17 protein-coding genes are annotated in these 19,325 nt (G+C 69.3%); 10 read left to right on the top strand and 7 right to left on the bottom strand.

The genetic code is table 11. The features are described 5' to 3' along the window. Nucleotides 1-26: 26 nt before the first annotated feature. From ACZ7L9_RS01945 to ACZ7L9_RS01935, 3 genes are all read right to left on the bottom strand, one after another. The gene (locus tag ACZ7L9_RS01945) at nt 27-1,103 is read right to left on the bottom strand and encodes a S1C family serine protease (RefSeq protein WP_471411624.1); all 1,077 of its coding nucleotides are present in this window, start codon (nt 1,101-1,103) and stop codon (nt 27-29) included. A 114-nt stretch (nt 1,104-1,217) separates the two neighbouring features. Beyond that, complete coding sequence (locus ACZ7L9_RS01940; protein WP_471412739.1) at nt 1,218-1,952, bottom strand: class I SAM-dependent methyltransferase; 735 nt, start codon at nt 1,950-1,952, stop codon at nt 1,218-1,220. A gap of 125 nt (nt 1,953-2,077) precedes the next feature. Then, complete coding sequence (locus ACZ7L9_RS01935; protein ID WP_471412738.1) at nt 2,078-2,677, bottom strand: DUF3043 domain-containing protein; 600 nt, start codon at nt 2,675-2,677, stop codon at nt 2,078-2,080. 296 nt (nt 2,678-2,973) lie between these two features. Here ACZ7L9_RS01935 and ACZ7L9_RS01930 point away from each other — a divergent pair, with 296 nt between their 5' ends. The 5 genes from ACZ7L9_RS01930 (at nt 2,974) to ACZ7L9_RS01910 (ending at nt 9,599) form a co-directional block, all read left to right on the top strand. Then, entirely contained in the window at nt 2,974-3,756 is a 783-nt protein-coding gene (locus tag ACZ7L9_RS01930) for a PspA/IM30 family protein (RefSeq protein ID WP_471411622.1), read from the top strand. A 9-nt stretch (nt 3,757-3,765) separates the two neighbouring features. Beyond that, complete coding sequence (pspAA, locus tag ACZ7L9_RS01925) at nt 3,766-4,044, top strand: PspA-associated protein PspAA (RefSeq protein ID WP_471411620.1); 279 nt, start codon at nt 3,766-3,768, stop codon at nt 4,042-4,044. A 281-nt stretch (nt 4,045-4,325) separates the two neighbouring features. Next, on the top strand, nt 4,326-5,585 hold the full coding sequence (locus ACZ7L9_RS01920; RefSeq protein WP_471411618.1) for a sensor histidine kinase: 1,260 nt from the start codon (nt 4,326-4,328) through the stop codon (nt 5,583-5,585). Next, on the top strand, nt 5,582-6,277 hold the full coding sequence (locus tag ACZ7L9_RS01915; RefSeq protein WP_471411616.1) for a response regulator: 696 nt from the start codon (nt 5,582-5,584) through the stop codon (nt 6,275-6,277). The genes ACZ7L9_RS01920 and ACZ7L9_RS01915 overlap by 4 nt, the downstream gene beginning before the upstream one ends. A gap of 166 nt (nt 6,278-6,443) precedes the next feature. After that, nucleotides 6,444-9,599, top strand: coding sequence for an efflux RND transporter permease subunit (locus tag ACZ7L9_RS01910; RefSeq protein WP_471411614.1), 3,156 nt, complete (start codon nt 6,444-6,446; stop codon nt 9,597-9,599). A 109-nt stretch (nt 9,600-9,708) separates the two neighbouring features. Here ACZ7L9_RS01910 and nadA read toward each other — a convergent pair whose 3' ends face one another. Continuing rightward, nucleotides 9,709-10,917 (bottom strand): quinolinate synthase NadA, encoded by a 1,209-nt coding sequence (nadA, locus tag ACZ7L9_RS01905; RefSeq protein WP_471411612.1) that lies wholly within the window; start codon nt 10,915-10,917, stop codon nt 9,709-9,711. Between the two features lie 222 nt (nt 10,918-11,139). Between nadA and ACZ7L9_RS01900 the strand changes: the two genes are divergently transcribed. Further along, on the top strand, nt 11,140-11,496 hold the full coding sequence (locus tag ACZ7L9_RS01900) for a HesB/IscA family protein (protein WP_030933606.1): 357 nt from the start codon (nt 11,140-11,142) through the stop codon (nt 11,494-11,496). A gap of 80 nt (nt 11,497-11,576) precedes the next feature. On the opposite strand, the gene ACZ7L9_RS01895 is transcribed toward ACZ7L9_RS01900, so the two are convergent. Together ACZ7L9_RS01895 and ACZ7L9_RS01890 are read right to left on the bottom strand one after the other, a co-directional pair. Beyond that, a complete protein-coding gene (locus ACZ7L9_RS01895; RefSeq protein ID WP_471411610.1) occupies nt 11,577-13,034 on the bottom strand; it encodes a hypothetical protein in 1,458 nt (485 codons plus the stop codon). 142 nt (nt 13,035-13,176) lie between these two features. Next, nucleotides 13,177-13,374, bottom strand: coding sequence for a hypothetical protein (locus tag ACZ7L9_RS01890; protein WP_471411608.1), 198 nt, complete (start codon nt 13,372-13,374; stop codon nt 13,177-13,179). A 159-nt stretch (nt 13,375-13,533) separates the two neighbouring features. Between ACZ7L9_RS01890 and ACZ7L9_RS01885 the strand changes: the two genes are divergently transcribed. Next, complete coding sequence (locus ACZ7L9_RS01885; RefSeq protein ID WP_471411606.1) at nt 13,534-14,508, top strand: carbohydrate kinase family protein; 975 nt, start codon at nt 13,534-13,536, stop codon at nt 14,506-14,508. Between the two features lie 12 nt (nt 14,509-14,520). On the opposite strand, the gene ACZ7L9_RS01880 is transcribed toward ACZ7L9_RS01885, so the two are convergent. Next, a complete protein-coding gene (locus ACZ7L9_RS01880; protein ID WP_471411604.1) occupies nt 14,521-15,903 on the bottom strand; it encodes an aminotransferase class V-fold PLP-dependent enzyme in 1,383 nt (460 codons plus the stop codon). Nucleotides 15,904-16,217: 314 nt separating this feature from the next. On the opposite strand from ACZ7L9_RS01880, the gene ctaC reads away from it, so the two are divergent. Genes ctaC through ACZ7L9_RS01865 form a run of 3 tightly spaced genes read left to right on the top strand, consistent with a single transcriptional unit; the run spans nt 16,218 to nt 19,308 of the window. Further along, nucleotides 16,218-17,180, top strand: coding sequence for an aa3-type cytochrome oxidase subunit II (gene ctaC, locus ACZ7L9_RS01875; protein ID WP_471411602.1), 963 nt, complete (start codon nt 16,218-16,220; stop codon nt 17,178-17,180). Further along, nucleotides 17,177-18,913 (top strand): aa3-type cytochrome oxidase subunit I, encoded by a 1,737-nt coding sequence (gene ctaD, locus ACZ7L9_RS01870; RefSeq protein WP_471411600.1) that lies wholly within the window; start codon nt 17,177-17,179, stop codon nt 18,911-18,913. Before ctaC ends, ctaD begins: the two co-directional genes overlap by 4 nt. Further along, nucleotides 18,910-19,308, top strand: a complete 399-nt coding sequence (locus ACZ7L9_RS01865; RefSeq protein WP_471411598.1) for a cytochrome c oxidase subunit 4 — start codon at nt 18,910-18,912, stop codon at nt 19,306-19,308. The genes ctaD and ACZ7L9_RS01865 overlap by 4 nt, the downstream gene beginning before the upstream one ends. The last annotated feature ends 17 nt before the right edge of the window (nt 19,309-19,325 follow it).

Genomic DNA, 19,325 nt, shown 5'->3' with positions numbered 1-19,325 from the left:
CAGGGCCGGCCAGAACACCGGAACACCTAGATCTCACCCAGGGTTACCTGCGCCGTCTTCTCCGCCCCGTTGCGCAGATACGTCACGGTGACCTTCTGGCCGGGCTTGTCCGAGGCCAGCGCCTCCGACAGGGAGGTGATCGTCGTGACCGGCAGATCGCCGATCTTGGTGATGATGTCGCCGGCCCGCAGCCCCGCCTTCTCCGCGGCGCCGCCCTTCGTCACGCTGACCAGGGCCACCCCGGCAGGCTGGTAGTTCTGGTCGACGACCGTGCGCCCGGTGATGTTCAGCGCCGCCCGGCCCGAGTCCCTGACCTCGCCGAACTTGATGATCTGATCGGCGATCGTCTTCACCATCGAGACGGGGATCGCGAACCCGATGCCGGGCGCCGCGGTGTCACCCATCTGTCTGTCGATCGCCGCCAGTGTCGGGATGCCGATCACCTCGCTGTCCAGGTTGACCAGCGCACCGCCGCTGTTGCCCGGATTGATCGCCGCCGAGGTCTGCACCATGTTCGCGATCGTCGCGCCCGTGCCGCCGCCGGCCCGGCTCTCGCTGACGGTCCGGCCGAGCGCCGAGACGATGCCCTGGGTGACGCTGGAGGACAGTCCGAGCGGCGAGCCCATCGCCAGCACGATCTGTCCCACCTCGACCTTTTGCGAGTCACCGAACTTCGCGGGCTTCAGCCCGTCCGGGGTGGTGTCGAGCTTGAGGACTGCCAGATCCTGTTCCGGATAGGAGGCGACCAGCGAGGCCTTCAGCACCTTCTCGCCGGTGGCGACGGTGACCTTGAACGTCGTGTCGGCGCCGACCACATGGGCGTTGGTGACGATATGGCCCTTGGAGTCGTAGACGACGCCTGAGCCCAGGCCGCTGGAGGTCTCGATCTGAACGACCGACGGCAGCACGTTCTTGATCACGGTCTGGTATTCGCTCTGCAGATCACCCGCGGCCCGGGCGGTGGAGGCCGAAGCGGTGGGACCGGTCTTGGGCGGAGCGGATTCCGCGTCCGAGCAGCCGCTCACCAGGGCGACCGCACAGAACCCCGCGGTCAGAGGCAGCAGCAGCCGGCGTATATGGCTGGGGGAGTGGAATGCGTCCATGCTCGGATTGTTGCTTTTGCGGCTCTCGGTGGCCTGCTGGATTCGGCCGATCGGGTAGGCCGCCGGACGGCTCCGGCCGAGATCTCCGGAGCCCCGCACCGCGCACAGATCGTCCTAGCCCCGCACTCCGCACAGATGCAGCAGCGCGGCCACCCGGCGGTACGGATCCGTCCGCCCGGCCCGGTCCTCCGCGGCCAGCAACCGTTCCAGTTCGGCGGCGGCCGGCAGTTCCACGTCGTTGCTCACGTTGTCCGTGAAGACGCGTACCCCGTACCAGGCGTGCAGGGGGGCCGCGATCCCGGCGAGCGTGGCCGTCAGGGCATCCAGCCGGTCGGCCCGCACCGTGAGACCCAGCCGGTTGGTGTACGTATCCGTCTCGAAGGCGGCCAGCGTCGCGTTCCAGTCCCCGGCCGCCCCGGGCCGCATCGCCAGCGCGTCGGCGTTCCGTACGAGCAGCGAGAGCAGCCCGCCAGGGGCCAGCATCCGGGCCAGACCGGCCACCATCGCGTCCGGCTCCCGGACATACATCAGCACACCGTGGCAGAGCACCACGTCGAAGCTGCCGGGCAGGAAGTGCACCCCCGTGTCCAGGCCGTTGCCCTCGATCAGCCGGACCCGCTCGCGGATGCCCGCGGGCTCGCTGCCGAGCGACTCACGGGCCACCCGCAGCATCTCCGAATCGGACTCCAGACCCGTCACGGAGTGCCCGGCCCTGGCCAGACGCAGCGCCTGGGTGCCCTGGCCCATGCCGACGTCGAGGACGCGCAGCCGCTGCCCGACCGGGAAGCGGGCGGCGATCTGCTCGTCGAGCTGGCGCGCGACCAGCTCCTGGCGGACCGTGTTGCGCAGCCCGCCGAGCCCCTTCAGCCATACCGAGGAGGCTCCCGAGAACCCAGTGACGAGAGCGGCGGCAGAGGTGGCGCGGGCCGGCCGGCCGGCGGACGGACCGCCGACCGAGCCGGAGACATCCGTACTCAGGGCCGCTCTCCGCGCTTGACCTGCGGCTTCGGCAGCCGGAGCCGACGCATCTGAAGCGTACGCATCAGGCCGTAGGCGACCGCGCCACGCTTCGGCATATCGGGGAAGCGCGCGTTCAGCTGCTTCTTCAGGCGGAACGCGAGACCGATCGAGTCGAGCACGATCAGCACGATCACGATCAGCCAGAGCAGCAGCGAGATGGTCTGGATGTTCTGTACCTGGATCACGCTGAGGATCAGAATGATCACGGCCAGCGGCAGGAAGAACTCCGCGATGCAGAAGCGAGAGTCCACGTAGTCGCGGACGAAGCGCCGCACGGGGCCCTTGTCGCGAGCCGGCAGATAGCGCTCGTCGCCACTGGCGAGCGCCTCACGCTGCTTGGCCATGTCCACACGGCGCGCTTCGCGTTGCCGCTTCATGGCCTCCTTGCGATCGAGCGGCGCGCCACTGGAGGCGCGACGGCGCTGCGACTGGGCATCGCTGCGCTTGGGGGTGGGGCGACCTTTGGGGGCCTGCGGGTCGCGGGGCTGCTTGGAGAGGTCGGCCGTCACCTTGCCGGTGGACGCCTTCTCTTCCTTCGAACGGCTACGGAACACAAGGCCCAAGGGTACGGGTTCGATCGTCACCGCCCCAGGCCGGTCGGGAACGATCCGGCAACGGACGGCGTCCTCGCAGGTGTCCATGGGGATTCCGCACGGTGGACGCCCCCGGTCTCCCGGACCGCCACCTACACCCTGGGCCGGAGTGATGACCGGGTGCAGTCGTCCTTGGGGAGGAGCACATCCGTGCTCGAACAGTGCGGTAATAGAGGCAGGACCCGTACTGTGGGTTCTGTTGGAGTGCTGGAGCTCAGTCCGTCAGAAGGGGGCGCGCGAAGCCCATGAGCGGTGTCATGAAGCGTATGGGGATGATCTTCCGCGCGAAGGCAAACAAGGCCCTTGACCGGGCCGAGGATCCGCGCGAGACCCTCGATTACTCGTACCAGAAGCAGCTGGAGCTGCTTCAGAAGGTACGCCGCGGTGTCGCCGATGTGGCGACCTCGCGCAAGCGGCTGGAGCTGCAGCTGAATCAGCTGCAGGGTCAGTCGTCCAAGCTGGAGGACCAGGGCCGCAAGGCGCTCGCGCTCGGCCGCGAGGACCTGGCCCGCGAGGCGCTGTCCCGGCGCGCCGCACTCCAGCAGCAGGTCACCGACCTGGAGACGCAGCACACCACGCTGCAGGGCGAGGAGGAGAAGCTCACTCTCGCGGCCCAGCGGCTCCAGGCCAAGGTCGACGCCTTCCGTACCAAGAAGGAGACCATCAAGGCCACCTACACCGCTGCCCAGGCGCAGACCCGGATCGGCGAGGCCTTCTCCGGGATCTCCGAGGAGATGGGCGATGTCGGCCTGGCGATCCAGCGGGCCGAGGACAAGACCCAGCAGCTGCAGGCCCGGGCCGGCGCGATCGACGAGCTGCTCGCCTCCGGCGCCCTGGACGACCCGACCGGTACGGCCAAGGACGACATCGCCGCCGAGCTCGACCGGATCTCCGGTGGTACGGATGTGGAGCTGGAGCTGCAGCGCATGAAGGCCGAGCTGGCCGGCGGCCCCACTCAGCAGCAGGCGATCGAGGGCGGCCCGCAGGACGCGGCGCAGCAGCAGTCGTCCCAGTCCCCGCACAGGTTCGACAAGAGTTGAGGCGGCGTCATGATCGTACGGATCATGGGGGAGGGCCAGGTAGCCCTGGCCGACAGCCATCTCGCCGAGCTCAACAAGCTCGACGACGAACTGCTCGCCGAGATGGAGCGCGGCGACAGCCCCGGCTTCCGCTCCACTCTCCACGCGCTCCTCGCCCGGGTGCACGAGCTCGGTGAACCCTTGCCGGACGACTCCCTGGAGCCGTCCGAACTGATCCTGCCGTCGTCCGACGCGACCCTCGAAGAGGTGCGCGCCATGCTCCGGGACGACGGCCTGATCCCCGGCTGACGCCGGCCGCACTCCAGCACCTGCACGCACCCGCGAGCATCCGCACGAGTCCGTGCCCTGTGCCCCGTGTCCGGTCCGCCGGTCACGGGGCACGGCCGTGTCCGCGGCGCTTCAGCGCTTCCGTACGCCCATACCGCCATCGCCGCACGACCGCGCTCCTTCGTGCGATGTTCTCCGTACGGGCGGTACGACTTCTCCTTATGGCCGGTACGGCCGGTACGGCCGATTTCTCCGTACGGCTCGGACCGATTCACGCGCGACACGCCGTAACGTAGCTTGACGTGACCACCCTCGGAACCGGGGTTCTGCGCGTCCGGCACTGGCTGCGCGACCATCCCCTCGCGCTGGACTCCGCGCTTGCCCTGGCCGTACTCGTGGCCATGATCATCGGTTCGTTCGTCCACTCGGGCGCACCGAACGGTGCCGCCTTCGGCACCCGCGCGCCCGAGGCGGGCGACGTGCTCCTGATGGTGCTCGGTGCCGTGGCGCTCATCTGGCGGCGGCGCAATCCCATGGCGGTGCTCGTGGCCACCGCCGGGCTGACGGTCGTCGAACTGGTGAGATCCGACCCGCCCGCGCCCGTGGTGATGAGCACCGTCATCGCGCTGTACACGGTCGCCGCCCGCACCGACCGGCCCACCACCTGGCGGGTCGGGCTGCTGACCATGGCCGTGCTGACGGCCACCGCGATGTTCTTCGGTCCGCCGCCCTGGTACAGCCAGGAGAACTTCGCTGTCTTCGCCTGGACCGGCATGGCCGGCGCCGCGGGGGACGCCGTCCGTTCCAGGCGCGCCTTCGTCGACGCGATCAGGGAGCGCGCCGAACGGGCCGAGCGCACCCGCGACGAGGAGGCCCGGCGCCGGGTCGCCGAGGAGCGGCTGCGGATCGCCCGCGATCTGCACGACGTCGTCGCCCACCACATCGCCCTGGTCAACGTCCAGGCCGGGGTGGCCGCCCACGTCATGGACAAGCGTCCCGACCAGGCCAAGGAAGCGCTGGCCCACGTCCGGGAGGCCAGCCGCTCCGCGCTCGACGAACTGCGGGCCACCGTCGGGCTGTTGCGCCAGTCCGGCGACCCGGAGGCGCCGACCGAACCGGCCCCGGGGCTCGCCGTCCTCGACGAGCTGGTGGACACCGTCCGGCGGGCCGGGCTCCCGGTCGAGGTGGCCTGCACCGACCGGCGGCCCCCATTGCCCGCGGCCGTCGACCTGGCCGCGTACCGGGTGATCCAGGAGGCGCTGACCAATGTGCGCAAGCACGCGGGCCCCGGCGCGAAGGCCGAGGTGAGCGTCGTACGGGTCGGGGCCACCGCCGAGATCACCGTCATCGACAACGGATCGGGCGGGGGTGGCCACAACGCGGACGGCGGCGGCCACGGCCTCCTCGGCATGCGCGAACGCGTCACCGCACTCGGCGGCTCCCTCACCGCGGGGCCCCGCTACGGCGGCGGTTTCCGGGTCCATGCGATCCTGCCCGTCGAGGCCCGTACGGCAGAGCCGGAAGGGCCGGGCGCGGCGGGCCGGACGGGGGAGAACGCATGACACCGCCCATCAAGGTGCTGCTCGTCGACGACCAGGCGCTGCTGCGCAGCGCGTTCCGGGTGCTGGTCGACTCGGAGGCCGACATGGAGGTGGTCGGCGAGGCGGCCGACGGTGCTCAGGCCGTGGAGCTCGCCCGGTCGACCGGTGCCGACGTGGTGCTGATGGACATCCGGATGCCCGGTACGGACGGACTCGCCGCGACGCGCATGATCAGCGCCGATCCGGAACTGGCGGACGTACGGGTCGTCATGCTCACCACCTTCGAGGTGGACGAGTACGTGGTGCAGTCGCTGCGGGCAGGGGCGTCCGGCTTCCTCGGAAAAGGGGCGGAACCGGAGGAACTCCTCAACGCCATCCGGATCGCCGCGGGTGGCGAGGCGCTGCTCTCGCCCGCCGCGACCAAGGGGCTGATCGCCACCTTCCTTGCGCAGGGCGGCAGTTCGGGGGGTGCCGGGCCGGACACCGCCGAGTACTCCGCGCGGCTCGACGCGCTCACCGGCCGCGAGCGCGAAGTGCTGGTCCTGGTCGCGGGCGGCCGCTCCAACGACGAGATCGCCGAGCGGCTCGCCGTCAGCCCGCTCACCGTCAAGACGCATGTGAACAGGGCGATGGCGAAGCTGGGCGCACGGGACCGGGCTCAATTGGTGGTCATTGCGTACGAATCGGGCCTGGTGCGCCCCAGGTTGGAGTGACAGGTGGAGAAACGGCGTACTCCACCTGCGGTATGCGCGGCATAAGAAAGTGGCCCTGGGGCCGACGCCCGAGCCCTTGCGGGTGGGCGATCGTATAGCTGGGTCGGGGCTGTCCCCTGGTCGCCCGCCCATCTGCCGCTCAAAGCCACAGAAGAGAGACCCACCCATGTCCTGGCTGTCCAGATTCAGCCTCGCGCAACGGGCCCTGATCGGACTGATCTCGATCGTCGCCCTCGTATTCGGAGCGATCGCGATCCCGCAGCTCAAGCAGCAGCTGCTGCCCACCATCGAACTCCCGATGGTCTCGGTGCTCGCCCCCTATCAGGGTGCGTCCCCCGATGTGGTCGAGAAGCAGGTCGTCGAACCGCTCGAGAATTCCATCAAGGCCGTCGACGGAGTCACCGGCACCACCTCGACCGCCAGCGAGGGCAACGCCGTCATCATGGCGACCTTCGACTTCGGCAGCGAGGGCACCAAGCAGCTCGTCGCCGACATCCAGCAGGCGGTGAACCGCGCCCGCGCCCAGCTTCCGGACTCCGTGGACCCGCAGGTCGTCGCGGGCTCGACGGACGACATCCCGACCGTCGTCCTCGCCGTCACCTCCGACAAGGACCAGCAGGCGCTCGCCGACCAGCTGGACCGCACTGTCGTCCCCGCGTTGGAGGACATCGACGGAGTCGGCCAGGTCGCCATCGACGGTGTGCAGGACCTCCAGGTCTCCATCACCCCCGACGACAAGAAGCTCGCCGCGGCGGGCCTGAACGCCGCGACGCTCTCCCAGGCGCTCCAGGCGGGCGGCGCGACCGTCCCCGCCGGTTCCTTCTCCGAGTCGGGCAAGAGCCGCACCGTCCAGGTCGGCGGCGCCTTCACCTCCCTGAAGCAGATCGAGGACCTGCGGGTCACCGGCAAGGACCCGGCGACGGGCAAGCCCGGCAAGCCGGTCCGCGTCGGTGACATCGCCACGGTGAAGCAGGTGCCGTCCACCGCGGTCTCCATCACCCGTACCAACGGCAAGCCGAGCCTCGCCGTGATGGCCACGATGGACAAGGACGGCAGCGCCGTCGCCATCTCGGAGGCGGTCAAGGACAAGCTCCCCGACCTCCGCAAGGACCTCGGTGCCGGCGCCGAACTGACCGTCGTCTCCGACCAGGGCCCCGCCGTCTCCAAGGCGATCTCCGGTCTGACCACCGAGGGCGCGCTCGGTCTGCTCTTCGCGGTCATCGTGATCCTGGTCTTCCTGGCGTCGCTGCGCTCGACCCTGGTCACCGCGGTCTCCATCCCGCTCTCCGTGGTCCTCGCGCTGATCGTGCTCTGGACCCGCGACCTGTCGCTCAACATGCTCACGCTCGGCGCGCTGACCATCGCGATCGGCCGGGTCGTCGACGACTCGATCGTCGTGCTGGAGAACATCAAGCGTCACCTCGGCTACGGCGAGGAGCGCCAGTCGGCGATCATCGCCGCGGTGAAGGAAGTGGCCGGCGCGGTCACCTCCTCGACCCTCACCACGGTCGCCGTCTTCCTGCCGATCGGCCTCGTCGGCGGCATGGTCGGCGAGCTCTTCGGCTCGTTCTCACTGACCGTCACCGCGGCCCTGCTGGCCTCCCTGCTGGTCTCGCTGACCGTCGTCCCCGTCCTGTCGTACTGGTTCCTGCGCGCGCCGAAGGGCACTGCCGAGGACCCGGACAAGGCCCGTCGCGAGGCCGAGGAGAAGGAAGCCCGCAGCCGGCTCCAGCGGCTGTACGTTCCGGTGCTGCGCTTCGCCACCCGTCGCCGCATCACCAGCGTCGTCATCGCCGTCGTCGTGCTCCTCGGCACCTTCGGCATGGCCCCGCTGCTGAAGACCACCTTCTTCGACCCGGGCGAGCAGGAGGTGCTGTCCATCAAACAGGAGCTCACCCCGGGCACCAGCCTGGCGGCCGCCGACGAAGCGGCCAAGAAGGTGGAGAAGGTCCTCGCCGACGACAAGGGCGTCAAGGACTACCAGGTCACCGTCGGCTCCTCCGGCTTCATGGCGGCCTTCGGCGGCGGCACGGGTGCCAACCAGGCGTCCTACCAGGTCACCCTGAAGGACTCGTCCGACTACGACGCCGCCCAGAAGCGCATCGACGAGGCCCTGGGCAAGCTCGACGGCATCGGTGACACCACCATTGCCGCGGCCGACGGCTTCGGCAGCCAGGACCTCAGCGTCGTGGTCAAGGCCGCGGACGCGGACGTCCTGAAGAAGGCCTCCGAAGAGGTACGGGCCGAGGTGGCCAAGCTCAAGGACGTCACCGACGTCCAGAGCGACCTGGCGCAGAGCGTCCCGCGAATCTCGGTCAAGGCCAATGCCAAGGCCGCGGAGGCCGGTTTCGACCAGACCACGCTCGGCGGGGCGGTCGCCGGGGCGGTGCGGGGGACCCCGGCCGGCAAGGCGATCATGGACGACACCGAGCGTGACGTCGTCATCAATTCCGCCCACCCGGCCACCACGATGGCCGAGCTGAAGAACCTCCCCCTCGGCCCGGTCAAGCTCGGTCAGATCGCCGACGTCGAGCTGGTCCCCGGACCGGTCTCGATGACCCGGATCGACGGCCAGCGCGCCGCGACGATCACCGCCAAGCCCATCGGTGACGACACCGGCGCGGTCGGCACCGACCTCCAGAACGCGATCAAGGCCCTGGACCTCCCGGACGGCGCCACCGCCACCATCGGCGGCGTCACCGAGGACCAGACCGACGCGTTCGTGAAGCTGGCCCTGGCCATGCTGGCGGCGATCGCGATCGTCTTCATGCTGCTGGTCGCGACCTTCCGGTCGCTCGTCCAGCCGCTGATCCTGCTGGTCTCCATCCCGTTCGCGGCGACGGGCGCCATCGGCCTGCTCGTCATCACCGGCACCCCGATGGGCGTCGCGGCGATGATCGGCATGCTGATGCTGATCGGCATCGTGGTCACCAACGCGATCGTGCTGATCGACCTGATCAACCAGTACCGGACGCAGGGCATGGGCGTCGTCGAAGCGGTCATCGAAGGCGGCCGCCACCGGCTCCGCCCGATCCTGATGACAGCATTCGCGACGATCTTCGCCCTGCTCCCGATGGCGCTCGGCGTCACCGGCGAGGGCGGCTTCATCTCGCAGCCGCTCGCGGTCGTGGTGATCGGCGGCCTGGTCACCTCGACCCTGCTGACGCTGCTCCTGGTGCCGACGCTCTACGCGATGGTCGAGCTCCGCAAGGAGCGCCGTGCGAAGAAGAAGGCGATCAAGCGGGCGAAGAAGGCAGGCCTCCCGGAGCCGGCCGAGGCGGTGGACGCCACCGTCAAGGAGCCGGAGCCCGCGAAGGCGTAACGCAAGGCACGCACAAGGGCCCCGGCACCGTTTCGACGGTGCCGGGGCCCTTGTGCGTCTTCGGATCCAGCCCGTCCGGCGTTCGGGGACCGGGGGTCGGTGCGAAGCCCTACGGCAGCGCCAGCATCCGTTCCAGCGCCAGCTTCGCGTACTTCTCCGTCTCCGGGTCGACCTCGATCCGGTTGATCAGGTTGCCCTCGGCCAGCGACTCCAGGGCCCACACCAGGTGCGGCAGGTCGATCCGGTTCATCGTCGAGCAGAAGCAGACCGTCTTGTCGAGGAAGACGATCTCCTTGTCCTCGGCCGCGAAACGGTTCGCCAGGCGGCGCACCAGGTTCAGCTCGGTGCCGATCGCCCACTTCGAGCCGGCCGGCGCCGCCTCCAGGGCCTTGATGATGTACTCCGTCGAGCCGACGTGGTCCGCCGCTGCGACGACCTCGTGCTTGCACTCCGGGTGCACCAGCACGTTGACGCCCGGGATGCGCTCGCGCACATCGTTGACGGAGTCGACCGAGAAGCGCCCGTGCACCGAGCAGTGCCCGCGCCACAGGATCATTCTGGCGTTGCGCAGCTCCTCGGCGGTCAGGCCGCCGTTCGGCTTGTGCGGGTTGTAGAGGACGCAGTCCTCCAGGGACATCCCCATGTCCCGGACCGCGGTGTTCCGGCCCAGGTGCTGGTCAGGGAGGAAGAGGATCTTGCCCGCCGAGGGCTCCCTCTGCTCGAAGGCCCACTCCAGGGCGCGCTTCGCATTGGACGAGGTGCAGATCGTGCCGCCGTGCCGGCCGGTGAAGGCCTTGATGTCGGCGGAGGAGTTCATGTACGAGACAGGTACGACCTGTTCGGCGACTCCGGCCTCGGTCAGTACGTCCCAGCACTCGGCGACCTGCTCGGCGGTGGCCATGTCGGCCATCGAGCAGCCCGCCGCCAGGTCCGGCAGCACGACCTTCTGGTCGTCGGTGGTCAGGATGTCCGCGGACTCGGCCATGAAGTGCACGCCGCAGAAGACGATGTACTCCGCCTCCGGGCGCGCCGCCGCCTCCCGGGCGAGCTTGAAGGAGTCGCCGGTGACGTCCGCGAACTGGATGACCTCGTCGCGCTGGTAGTGGTGGCCGAGGACGAACACCTTGTCCCCGAGCTTCTCCCTGGCCGCGCGGGCACGTTCCACCAGGTCCGGGTCGGACGGGGAGGGCAGGTCGCCGGGACACTCGACGCCGCGCTCGCTCTTCGGGTCGGCCTCGCGGCCGAGCAGGAGCAGGGCGAGGGGCGTCGGCTGGACGTCGAGATCCTGGACGGGGTGGGCCGTGGTCACGTCACGCACCCTTTCTTCTCTGCGGAAAGCCTTTTCGTCGAATTGACGTTATCTATCATATCCGGTTCACGTCACTTTGACGACGGCCATAGTGTCGATGTGACGCATACCGCCGGGCGGCCGGTGTGCGAGCATGAATGGAACAGGCAAGCGCTCGGTCCGGAATGAATCCGCGGTCCCGACGGTTGCAACGTCGGCAAGCAGTCTCCGTACAACCCGGGAGAGAAGCAGATGTCCGTATCGGACGAGACCACCACCGTGAGCGACGGCATCCTCCTGTCCGACGCCGCCGCAGCCAAGGTCAAGGGCCTGCTGGAGCAGGAAGGCCGTGACGACCTCGCGCTGCGCGTAGCCGTCCAGCCCGGCGGCTGCTCGGGCCTGCGCTACCAGCTCTTCTTCGACGAGCGTTCGCTCGACGGCGACGTCGTGAAGGACTTCGACGGCGTCAAGGTCGTCACCGACCGGATGAGCGCTCCGTACCTGGGTGGCGCCTCCATCGACTTCGTCGACACCATCGAGAAGCAGGGCTTCACGATCGACAACCCGAACGCCACGGGCTCCTGCGCCTGCGGTGACTCCTTCAGCTGACCGCTGACGGAATCGGCAGAACGAACGGTGGCGGCCCGGATTCCGGGACCGCCACCGTCGTCGTACGGCGCGGGCGCGCGTCAGGCGCGGGGCACGTCGCCGCCGGACGCCGCGTCGACCACCGTCCGGTCACCGAGCGGTGCGTCCAGCGTCACCGTCCGGGTCAGCTCCTTGGCGAGCATGACGCAGACCTTGTTGTCGGCCGGCTTCGACTCCGACACGGTCACCCGCACAGTCTTCCCGTCCTCGGTCGCGCTCGCCGCGTACGTGCTGCACACCCCGCCCCAGAACGTCACCGACAGGGTCCGTCCGTCGGAGCTGTACGACAGGACCTGCCGCGGGGTCTCCGTGTCCCCACGGGGCGGGGTCGTCGATGGTGCGTCCTTCGTCAGGTACGCGGGGTCCACGGCGACCTGCGACACGGTGCTGCCCAGGCCGGGCGCGGCCGGCCGCACCGAGAAGAGCCAGGACGGTACGAGCGTCCGCTTGCCCGCCACGTACTGGCTCGCCAGTCCGAACACCGCCTTGTCGACCGTCACGGTCGTCGTCGGCGGCTCCGCACCGGTCCGCGTCCCGCAGTGGACCTCAGGTGATTTCAGGCCATCCTGCAGCGGTACGGGAGTGGCGCAGCCGCCGATGTCCGCGCGCCCGTCCGTCCGGGACGTCGCCCCGTTCAGCTGCTTCAGCGCCTCGCCCGCGCTGATCACCGGATAGCTGTCACCCTTCTCCAGTCCCTTCAACTGACCACTGCCGCCGACCACTTCACCGTCCGGACCGACCTGGATCCCGGTCGACCAGCCGTAGGTGGGAAGGCCGTCCACCTTCGGGTCGGCGTTCACCACCCGTACCGAACCCATGAGTTGGCGGGCGTCGAGAGCGGCGTCGCCCAGGCCCGCCGCCTTCAGGACCGGCGTCGCGGCAGCCCTGGCGGCGGCCTCGCTCACCGCGGAGCCGCCGTCCGGGGCCGCCTTCCGGCCGGAACAGACCGTGGTGCTCTCGCAGTTGTCCGTACCGCCGGAGCCGTACCGGGCGAAACTCCAGGTGCCGGGAGCCTGCTTGCCCACCCGCAGGACCGGGCCCGAGCCGTCCCCGTCGGACCCCACCTTCCAGGACGTGCCCTCCGCCCGCGGCGTGCCCTCCAGGCCCAGTGCCTTCGCCAGCCGGGCCACCTCCGCCGCGGAGACGGTTCCTTCCGCGCGCCGCACCGCCGCCGTGCGCGGCCCCTCGGGCAGCTCGCCGGAGGCGCGGTAGACGACCCGGCCACCGTTCGGATCGGGCTCACCGATCGCGATGCCTCGGGAGGGCCCCCCGGGTTCCGCCGGGCCGCCCGCGCGCCCGTCCACGGCCAGCGGGGGAGGGGCGGGCTTCTCACTGCCCGCCGCGTTGTCGCCGCTCCTGCCGTCGCCGTCCGCCGCGGTTGCGGCCCAGTACGCGCCGCCGCCCCCGGCCAGCAGTACGGCAGCCACCACCGAGGCCACGGCGAGCGGCGAACGCCGCCGGGGGCTCGTCACGTCGTTGTCGGGTCGCTCGGTGCTCACCGGATCCGCTCCTTCGCCTGCGTTGCCGTCACAGGCCTGATCCGGCCTGCCGTCCGTCCCACGGGGTCGGGGACAACGGTGGGACGGGGCACAGGAGCGCCCGGTTCCCTCAGGGGGCGTCGGAGGTGAATCGGTGCCGTTCTCAGTCGCCGTAATCGGACATGGCGTCGATCAGCCGGGCGGAGGCGGCCGGCACGGTCACGCCGTGGATCAGGGACGGCGCGACCCGGGCGGGGGCGGACTTCGTGGGGACCACCCAGTGCGGAGCCATCCGCGCGCAGTCACCGCGCAGCTCGGCCAGGCTCATCTCGGACTCGCGCGTAGCGATGTGGTTCGACATAACCGCACCGTAGGCATCACGCGCCCCGGGAAGAAAGACCTACTATCGGGTAGTTTTCACCCCTTCGGGGTGGGTGCGGGGAGAGGTAGCGTGAACTGTCACGCCGCCCAGGGAACGCAGTCACCCGTTCCCTCCGATCTCCGCAGGAGCAGTCTCCCCGTGCGAATCGCAGTCACCGGCTCCATCGCCACCGATCACCTCATGACCTTCCCCGGCCGTTTCGCCGACCAACTGGTCGCGGATCAGCTGCACACGGTCTCGCTCTCCTTCCTGGTCGACAACCTCGACGTGCGCAGGGGCGGTGTCGCTGCCAATATCTGCTTCGGCATGGGCCTGCTGGGCACCAGCCCGATCCTGGTCGGTGCCGCGGGCGCCGACTTCGACGAGTACCGCGCCTGGCTCGACCGCCACGGCGTCGACACGGGTTCGGTCCGGATCTCCGAGGTCCTGCACACCGCCCGCTTCGTCTGCACGACGGACGCGGACCACAACCAGATCGGCTCCTTCTACACGGGTGCGATGAGCGAGGCCCGCCTCATCGAGCTGAAGGCCGTCGCCGACCGGGTCGGCGGCCTCGACCTTGTCTCGATCGGCGCCGACGACCCCGAGGGGATGCTCCGCCACACCGAGGAGTGCCGGACCCGGGGCATCCCGTTCGCCGCGGACTTCTCGCAGCAGATCGCCCGGATGGACGGCGACGAGATCCGGATCCTCCTCGACGGCGCCATGTACCTCTTCTCCAACGAGTACGAGAAGGGGCTCATCGAGTCCAAGACCGGCTGGACCGACGAGGAGATCCTGGCCAAGGTCGGCCACCGGGTCACCACGCTCGGCGCCCGCGGTGTCCGGATCGAACGGGCCGGCCAGGAGACGATCGAGGTCGGCTGCCCGGAGGAGGAGATCAAGGCCGACCCGACCGGTGTCGGCGACGCCTTCCGCGCCGGTTTCCTCTCCGGTCTCGCCTGGGGCGTCGGCCTGGAGCGCGCCGCCCAGGTCGGCTGCATGCTCGCCACGCTGGTCATCGAGACCGTCGGCACCCAGGAGTACACCCTGCGCCGCACCCACTTCATGGACCGCTTCACCAAGGCGTACGGTCACGACGCCGCAGCCGAGGTCCGGGCGCACCTGGGCTGATCCCGTGGCACCTCAGGTCAGCCGGCGGACCACATAGGCCGAGCCACGGTCCGCCGGCTCCTCGCCCACGTACTCCTGCTCACGCATCGCGCACCAGGCCGGAATGTCCAGGCGGGCCGCCTCGTCGTCGGAGAGCACGGTCACCGTCCCGCCCGGCGGCACCTCCCCGATCACTTTTGCGAGCTCGATCACCGGGATCGGGCACCGCTTCCCGAGGGCATCGACCACCAGGGACGCGGCCGTGGCGGGGGAGGGTGCGGCCGAGACGGGCGCGCCCAGCCTCTCCCGTACCTCCGCCACCACCCGGGGCAGCACGTCCAGGAAGCGGTCGACGTCCTCGTCCGCCGTGCCGGCCGGCAGCGACACCCGGACGTTCCCTTCCGACAGCACCCCCATCGCCTTGAGCACATGGCTCGGAATCAGCGTGCTGCTGGTGCAGGAGGAGCCGGACGACACGGAGAATTCCGCCCGGTCCAGCTCATGGAGGAGTGTCTCCCCGTCGACATAGAGACAGGAGAAGGTCACCAGATGCGGCAGCCGCCGCACCGGATCGCCGACCACCTCCACATCCGGCACCAGCTCGGGCACCCGGGCCCTGATGCGGTCCACCAGGGCCCGAAGCCGTGCGGACTCGGCAGCCGCCTGCGCCCGCACCGCCCGCAGCGAGGCCGCCGCGGCCACGATCGCCGGAAGGTTCTCGAACCCCGCGGCCCGCCCCGACTCCCGTTCGTCGGCCGGTCCCTGAACCGCGAACCGCACCCCCTTGCGCACCGCGAGCAGCCCGACCCCCGAGGGCCCGCCCCACTTGTGCGCGCTTGCCGCCAGCAGCGACCAGCCGTCCGGCACCGGCCCCCAGCCCAGCGACTGCGCGGCATCCACCAGCAGCGGCACCCCTGCCGCCCTGCAGACCTCCGCCACCTCGGCCACCGGCTGCTCGGTGCCGACCTCGTGATTGGCGGACTGCAGACAGGCCAGCGCGGTGTCCTCGCGCAGCACGTCCGCGTACCCCGCCGCGCTCACCGCCCCCGACCGGTCCACCGCGACCTCGGAGACCGATCCGCCCTGCGCCTCATGGGCGGCCGCCGCATGGAGTACCGACGAGTGCTCGACCGCGGAGACGGCCAGATGGCGGCCGACACGCCGACGCCCCGCGAGAGCTCCGGAAATTCCGGAGTGCACCGCCCACGTGCCCGAAGGAGTGAACGTGAGCTCGTCCGGACGGCACCCGACGGCCTCCGCGGCGGCCTCCCGGGCCGCGTCCAGCAAGAGGCGGGCCCGCCGCCCCTCGCGATAGAGCCTGGCCGGGTCGGCCCACCCCTCGTCCAGCGCGGCAAGCAGCGCCTGACGGGCGACGGGGTGCAGGGGAGCGGAGGAGGCGGCGTCGAAGTAGGGCACGCCGCCACGCTAGCCCCCGCGGGGCCCGGACCCGGGGACGGGCCGTCCGCGCGGCCAGGGCCTGCCGTCCGGATCAGGCCCGATCCGGACGGCAGGCCCTGGGAGAGGGGGCGTCAGATGACGGCGGGAGGCCGGTATTCCACCCCTTCGGGGAGTCGGACGGCGCGTTGGGCACCCTCCCCGCGCGACCCCAAATAGCGTCCAGTAGGGTTTGGTCCGCATAAACATCCAAACCCCTGCCCGCGTCAGGGCGGCGACCGACCAGAGACACGGCCGCGCCGACCGCGCGGGCGAGACTCTCGGGAAGGCGCTACGTGAGTCCCAACGGCTCCGACCGCTCGTCGCGGCGCCCGATGCGGCGGAAGCTGCCGCAGGTGCTGACTGCGGGCCTGATCCTGGCGACCGCAACCGGTTGCACATACAAGGATTTCCCCCGCCTTGGTATGCCTACGCCGGTAACGGAAGAGGCACCAAGGATCCTTTCCCTCTGGCAGGGCTCGTGGGCGGCAGCGCTCGCCACGGGTGTGCTGGTCTGGGGCCTGATCCTGTGGATGATCATCTTCCACAGGCGCAGCCGCACCAAGGTGCAGGTTCCCCCGCAGACCAGGTACAACATGCCCATCGAGGCGCTGTACACCGTGGTCCCTCTGATCATCGTCTCGGTGTTGTTCTACTTCACCGCGCGCGATGAATCCAAGCTCCTCGAGCTCTCCCCGAAGCCGGCCCACACCATCAACGTGGTCGGCTACCAGTGGAGCTGGGGATTCAACTACATCGAGAACGTGGAGGGCTCGCCCTCCACGGGCAATAAGATCCCCAAGGAACTGGACGCCATCCCGGACAGGTTCCGGAAGGACTTCCCCAAGGGTGCTGGGGGCGTCTACGACTACGGCATTCCGGGAACGAGGAATCCGCAGAACGGCAACCCGGGTCCGACCCTGTGGCTGCCGAAGGGCGAGAAGGTCCGCTTCGTTCTGACTTCGCGTGACGTCATCCACTCCTTCTGGGTGGTGCCGTTCCTCATGAAGCAGGACGTCATTCCGGGCCACACCAACGCCTTCGAGGTGACCCCCAACATGGAGGGCACCTTCAAGGGCAAGTGCGCCGAGCTCTGCGGCGTCGACCACTCCCGGATGCTCTTCAACGTCAAGGTCGTCTCCCCGGAGCGCTACCAGGCGCACCTCAAGGAGCTGGCGAAGAAGGGCCAGACGGGCTACGTGCCGGCCGGCATCGAGCAGACTGACCCGGCCAGGAATGCGGAGACGAACAAACTGTGAGCATCCTCAACGAACCTCAGGGTGCCGCGGCAGCAGACGACTCGTACGAGGACGAGCTGCCGGTCCGGCGCACACAGCCGGGAAACGTCGTCGTCAAGTGGCTGACCACCACTGACCACAAGACGATCGGCACGATGTACCTGGTCACGTCGTTCGCGTTCTTCTGCATCGGCGGTCTGATGGCGCTCTTCATGCGCGCCGAACTGGCCCGTCCCGGCACGCAGATCATGTCGAACGAGCAGTTCAACCAGGCGTTCACGATGCACGGCACGATCATGCTGCTGATGTTCGCGACGCCGCTGTTCGCCGGATTCGCGAACTGGATCATGCCGCTGCAGATCGGCGCGCCCGATGTGGCGTTCCCGCGGCTGAACATGTTCGCGTACTGGCTGTACCTCTTCGGCTCGATCATCGCGGTGGCCGGCTTCCTCACCCCGCAGGGTGCGGCCGACTTCGGCTGGTTCGCCTACTCCCCGCTCTCGGACACGGTCCGTTCGCCGGGCATCGGCGCCGACATGTGGATCATGGGTCTGGCCTTCTCCGGCTTCGGCACGATCCTCGGCTCGGTCAACTTCATCACCACGATCATCTGCATGCGCGCCCCCGGCATGACGATGTTCCGCATGCCGATCTTCGTCTGGAACGTCCTGCTGACCGGTGTGCTGGTCCTGCTGGCCTTCCCGGTCCTCGCCGCCGCGCTCTTCGCGCTGGAGGCGGACCGTAAATTCGGTGCGCATGTATTCGACGCGGCCAATGGCGGCGCATTGCTCTGGCAACACCTCTTCTGGTTCTTCGGCCATCCAGAGGTGTACATCATCGCCCTGCCATTCTTCGGAATCATTTCCGAAGTGATTCCGGTGTTCAGCCGCAAGCCGATGTTCGGCTACATCGGCCTGATCAGCGCGACGATCGCGATCGCAGGCCTTTCCGTGACCGTGTGGGCGCACCACATGTACGTCACCGGCGGTGTGCTGTTGCCGTTCTTCTCGTTCATGACATTCCTCATCGCGGTACCGACCGGTGTGAAGTTCTTCAACTGGATCGGCACGATGTGGAAGGGGTCGTTGTCCTTCGAGACACCGATGCTCTGGGCCATCGGCTTCCTGATCACCTTCACCTTCGGTGGTCTGACCGGCGTGATCCTGGCGTCGCCCCCGCTGGACTTCCACGTCTCCGACTCGTACTTCGTCGTCGCGCACTTCCACTACGTCGTCTTCGGCACCGTGGTCTTCGCGATGTTCTCCGGATTCCACTTCTGGTGGCCGAAGTTCACCGGCAAGATGCTGGACGAGCGGCTCGGCAAGATCACGTTCTGGACGCTGTTCGTGGGCTTCCACGGCACGTTCCTGGTGCAGCACTGGCTCGGTGCCGAGGGCATGCCGCGTCGTTACGCGGACTACCTCGCCGCCGACGGCTTCACCGCGCTGAACACGATCTCGACGATCTCCTCGTTCCTGCTCGGCCTGTCGATGCTGCCGTTCTTCTACAACGTGTGGAAGACCGCCAAGTACGGCAAGAAGGTCGAGGTCGACGACCCCTGGGGCTACGGCCGTTCCCTGGAGTGGGCGACCTCCTGCCCGCCGCCGCGGCACAACTTCCTCACCCTGCCGCGGATCCGTTCCGAGTCCCCGGCGTTCGACCTGCATCACCCGGAGATCGCGGCGCTCGAACTGCTGGAGCCCCACCCCGAGGGTGAGAAGGCCCTCGCTGGTGGCAAGGAGGCCGGTAAGTGAATATCCAGGGCAAGATGTTCCTCTGGCTGAGCGTCTTCATGCTCGCCATGGCCGTCACGTACGGCGTGTGGTCGAAGGAGCCGGCCGGTACCACCGCGCTCGTCCTGGCCTTCGGCCTGAGCGTCATGATCGGCTTCTACCTGGCCTTCACGGCGAAGCGGGTCGACGCCATGGCTCAGGACAACAAGGAAGCCGATGTCGCGGACGAGGCCGGCGAGGTGGGGTTCTTCTCCCCGCACAGCTGGCAGCCGCTCGCGCTGGCCTTCGGCGGTGCCCTCGCCTTCCTGGGCATCGTCTTCGGCTGGTGGCTGCTCTACTACGCGGTCCCGATGGTCCTGGTCGGCCTGTTCGGCTGGGTCTTCGAGTACTACCGCGGTGAGAACCGCACCCAGTGACCCAGCGTCACCGCTCC

The sequence above is a fragment of the Streptomyces sp. NPDC111516 genome (assembly GCF_055635345.1).
This window is presented reverse-complemented; position numbering and strand designations above follow the sequence as displayed.